General features: G+C 56.6%; 2 protein-coding genes. One reads left to right on the forward strand and one right to left on the reverse strand.

The features are described 5' to 3' along the window. Positions 1-33 precede the first annotated feature (33 nt). Positions 34-2,508, forward strand: coding sequence for an S-layer homology domain-containing protein (locus tag KQI17_RS13170; RefSeq protein ID WP_216496656.1), 2,475 nt, complete (start codon positions 34-36; stop codon positions 2,506-2,508). A gap of 122 nt (positions 2,509-2,630) precedes the next feature. On the opposite strand, the gene KQI17_RS13175 is transcribed toward KQI17_RS13170, so the two are convergent. Next, positions 2,631-4,970 (reverse strand): S-layer homology domain-containing protein, encoded by a 2,340-nt coding sequence (locus tag KQI17_RS13175; RefSeq protein ID WP_216496657.1) that lies wholly within the window; start codon positions 4,968-4,970, stop codon positions 2,631-2,633. Positions 4,971-5,137: the final 167 nt, after the last annotated feature.

Below are 5,137 nucleotides of genomic sequence, written 5' to 3' on the forward strand. Positions count from 1 at the left end.
GAGCGGAAATTTCAGAAAGGAGAGTAACACTATATGAAAAAGTTACTCGCTCTGGTGCTGGCGCTGGTCATGACCATGTCCCTCGTCACCATCAGCAACGCGGCTTTCAAGGATGCTGACAAGATCAGCAACAAGGAAGCTGTCGACGTTATGGCCGCCGTTGGCGTCCTCGCCGGTTATGACAACGGCGAATTCGGCGCCAAGGACGAACTCACCCGTGGCCAGGCTGCCAAGATCATCGCTTACCTCGATCTGGGCGGCAAGACCGCTGATGCCATCAAGGGCAGCGGCACCGTCTTCACCGACGTCAAGGCGACCTCTTGGTATGCCGGTTACGTTGAGTATTGTGCCGGTGCCGGCTATGTTGCCGGTGTTGGCGGCGGCAAGTTCGATCCCGATGCCAAGGTCACCGGCGTTCAGTTCGCCAAGATGCTCCTCTGCGCGCTTGGCTACAAGTCCGACGTTGAGGGCTACACCGGCGCGGACTACACCATCTCGGTCGCCCGCGATGCCAACAAGAACGACCTGTTCGACGCGCTGAGCATCGTCACCTCCGCCAACCTGACTCGTGAGCAGGCCGCTCAGATGGCGTTCAACGCTCTGAAGGCCACCGTCGTTGAGTATCAGGGCGGCACCAACGTCTCCACCTCCGACGGCACCAAGGTCACCGTGAACGCTACCCGCAACAACGTTGCGCTCGACGCCAGCAAGGACTATCGCGATGCCGATCAGGACGGTTACCAGCAGCTCTGCGAGAAGCTGTACGGCGGCTCCAAGGGTCTGAAGCGCATCAAGAACAGCGTTGCCAATGACGATTTCGGCCGTCCCGCCGATTATAAGTGGACCTATGACGGCAAGGACGTCTACACCGCTTATAAGGCTGCTACTTTTACCTACACCGCTGACACCTCCGCCAAGGACATGCTCAAGGATCTCAAGGGCTACAAGCTCTCTAACGGCACCAAGATCACGACCGAGGCTCAGATTTCCAGCATCGCTGCCCTGACCGACAACGGCAAGCTCGTTGAGGTCTACTTCAACAGCGACAACAAGCTCGACACCAACGTTTCCGCCGACGGTGTTGTTGAGGTCACCTACACCCTCGCCAAGGTCACCTCTGTCAAGACCAACAAGGACGGCGATGTCACCTACAAGTTCGACAATGTCTCCGGTACCTTCGTTGACTATGCCGATGACGATCTCAAGGATGATACCGTCAAGCTGGCTGGCACCGTTGCCAAGAACGACTATGTGACGGTCTACAAGACCGCCGGCAATGTTGCGTATGTTTATCCCACCACCAAGGTCGTTGGCACGCAGTCTGCCTACAACACCCAGAAGAGCACCCTGACCATTGGCGCTACCACCTATAAGTATGGTACCGGCGTTGCTCAGACCGCTGCTTTCAATGGCACCAATTATCCCAACACCGATAAGGATGCCAACTACTTCCTCGATCAGTTTGGCTTTGTCGTCAAGGCTACTGAGGTCGAGTCTGAACTCAAGTTCGCCGCGATCGACGTGATCGGCAATGTTGCGAACTCTCTCGAGACCCAGACCAAGGCCAAGCTCGTCTTCACGGATGGCACGGTCAAGGAGATCGTTGTCGCCAAGCTCGTTGACGGCAACAGCACCATTACTCTCTCCAGCCTCGGCAATGGCGGTAGCAATTCCACTTATGACGGCCGTGTCGCCAGCTACAAGATCGACGACGACGGCGAGTATGAGCTGACCCTGGCCGCCAGCAACAAGGCTGACGTTACCAGCTACAGCAAGGGTACTCCCACGATCGGCGGCAAGACCACCGGCAGCAACACCATCTTCGTCGTGAAGACCCCCGATGGCAACAGCAGTAAGTACACGGTCTACACCGGCTTCAAGGCCATGCCCAGCATTTCCACCACCAGCTCCGCCAAGGCTGTTGTGAGCTGGGGTATCGATGACGGCGATGTGACCTTCGTTTACGTTGATGCCACCGCGAGCAACGTTACCGTTGATGATACCAGCGACAACGCTTCTATCGTCTACATCACCAGCGCCAAGTACACCACCAGCGGCAAGTCCGGCAAGGAGGTCTACTCCTACGCGGCTGTGATCGACGGTGAGGCCGGTACGCTGAAGACCAAGACCACGGTGTACGAGAACGGCAATGACACTCTCGTTGTCGGCCTGTACAAGGTCAAGGCTGTCAACTCCGACGGCGCTGCGACCAGACTTGAGAAGCTCGGCGGCGGCGCTTACAAGTCTACTGACTTCGTGAAGTATGACACCTCTGCCAACGGCTTTGCCTACGGCGAAGCTAAGAACGGCGTGCTTCAGCTCTCCGCTACCGACACCTACACCTATGATGGCAGCGAGACTGTCTATGTGATCGACGCCGACGGCAACGTCGCGGACGGCACGGCTGACAGCATCAACGCCAAGGACGGCGACATTAAGGCCATCTATGTCAAGGTCACCGACTCTGGCAAGATCGCCCTCAAGACCGTCTACGTCATCGAGAAGTAATTTTCCGCAAGGGAAATATCGCATGATGTAATAACAAAACGCCCCCGCCCCGCTCGAAAGAGCGGGGCGGGGGTGTTGCTTTTTCCTGTGTCAGCTCAACGAGCCTTCACATACGGAGCATTTTACTCGGCTTCCTTGGTGATGACAACAGCAACGTTCTTCTCGTTGTCGCCGGTCTTACCATTGGTGTAGACGATGACGGTATCGCCCTTCTCGAGAGCATCGCCGGTGAGGACATTCTTGACCTCGTCAGCGCCCTTATCGAGCAGGTAGGTCTCCTTAACGTCCTTGATGGAGTAGGCAGTACCATCGATCACGATGTAATCATCAACAATCGCGGTGATCTCGCCGGACTTCTTGCCGGTGTCCTTGGTGACAGCCTTATCAAGCTTGCCGTCCTTCAGCGTGTAGGAGAAGCGGTCGCCCTTGGCAATGCCATCCATGTACTCCTGCTTGCTGGTGGCGATGGTAGAGACCTCGCCGTCGACCAGAACGTCATAGGTGTAGAGGTCCTTATCCTTGCTGTCCTTGGTCAGAGTGGGGTTGGTATCGAGCAGGTAAGCAAAGGTCTTGCTGGTCTCGAGGCCCTCATCCTCACCGATGACGAACACGGTCAGAGCCTTGCCGTCCTTGTCAGCAACGATAAAGATGTTCTGAGACTGCTTGCCGACGTTCTTGTAGCCGGTCACAGTGGTAACGGTGAGCTTGCTGTCCTTGATATTGACAAAGACGAACTGCGTGTCGGCGCTCATGAGGTAGGCGTCGGCAACAACGGCGGTATCCTTGCCGATCTCGACCTTCTTTTTCAGGGAGTCATAAGTCTTGACGTCCTTGGCCTCAGCAACCTTCAGCTCATCGTCGCTGTTGAAGCTGTAAGCGATAACGGTCTTCGCGTCGATCTTCTGATCCTTGGCGATCTTGGCGGAACCCTTGGTGCCGTCAGTGAGGATGTAGTAAGCGGTCTTCTTGCCGGCAATGGGAAGGCCATTCTCATCAACCTCGCCAGTCTTTGCATCAACGACGGAGTAGACATACATGAAGTCCTTCGCGGAGACGACCTCAGTCAAGTCGCTGGCGCCGATCAGAGCCTTATCAATGCCGAGATAGAAGGTGCCGCTGGTACCGGCGGTGACCTTGCTCATATCCTTGCCGGCTACATTGAACTTGTAGGTGGTGCCATCAATGGTGAGCTTGTCGCCCTTGACAGCGGTGACCTTGCCGGTGACCTTCCCAGCGAGCTGGACGGACTGGATCTTGCCGTTCTTATCGACGGTGTAGAGAACATAGTCATCCTTGGCAAAGCTCTCGGTCTCATAGGTCTTGCCGCCAACCGTGATAGAACGCTTATCGCCGTCCTTGGCCTTGGTAACCTTGGAAACCTGAGCGAGCTTATACTCGATGGTGATGACGGTGATATCCTTGTCGTCCACGGTGACTTCAACAATGTAGCTGTAACCGCCGAGGTCCTTAGCCAGAGCCTTGATGTCAGAACCGGTCGTGACGCTGGTGTTCTTCGTGCCGTCGACGGTCAGAGTGTACTTAGTGGAAGCCGCCAGACCGAGATCCTTGAACAGGGTCTTGCCGGAGACAGCGCCGTAATAGGTGTAGTCAGCGGAATCGGTAGCATAGGTGCCGACCTCATCATTCTTGTAGCTCCAAATGATAGCCTTGCGGCCGAAAGAATCCTTGTCCTCAATGCCCTTGAGGTCCTTGCCATACAGCTTCTCGCAGAGCTGCTGAACGGTATTGTCCTTCTTGGCGTCATAACCGGTCTTGACACGATAATCATACTTGTCGTTGGCAACGGTGCTGCGCTCGGCGTTGATGACAACCTTGGTGCCGTCGGAGGTGGAGACGTTGGTGCCGCCCTTGTACTCGACAACATCGGCCTTCAGGGCGTTGAGAGCCATCTGAGCGGCCTGCTCACGGGTGAGGTTGGCAGAGGTGACGATGCTCAGAGCGTTGAACAGATCGTTCTTGTTGGCATCGCGGGCGACCGAGATGGTGTAGTCCGCGCCGGTGTAGCCCTCAACGTCGGACTTGTAGCCAAGCGCGCAGAGGAGCATCTTGGCGAACTGAACGCCGGTGACCTTGGCATCGGGGTCGAACTTGCCGCCGCCAACACCGGCAACATAGCCGGCACCGGCGCAATACTCAACGTAACCGGCATACCAAGAGGTCGCCTTGACGTCGGTGAAGACGGTGCCGCTGCCCTTGATGGCATCAGCGGTCTTGCCGCCCAGATCGAGGTACGCGATGATCTTCGCGGCCTGCGCGCGGGTCAGGGTGTCCTTGGCGTTGAAATTGCCCTTTTCATCGCCGATGAGAACGCCGACGGCGTTCAGGACGTCCACGGCTTCCTTGTTGTCGATCTTGTCGGCATCCTTGAAGTCCGCGTTGCTGATGGTGACGAGGGACATGGACATGACCAGCGCCAGCACCAGAGCGAGTAACTTTTTCATATAGTGTTACTCTCCTTTCTGAAATTTCCGCTCTTTGGGTCTACTCCCTCGCCGCGCCGGCGGCCCTTTCCGCCGTCTCCCGCGCCGCTTCCAAAGGTGAGGACGAACTCCGCAATTGTTCACAACGCCGAAAGCAGGCCGAAGCTCCTCCGGCATGGCGATACCAT

Source organism: Oscillibacter sp. MSJ-31 (genome assembly GCF_018918025.1).
Lineage (GTDB): Bacteria > Bacillota > Clostridia > Oscillospirales > Oscillospiraceae > Hominicoprocola.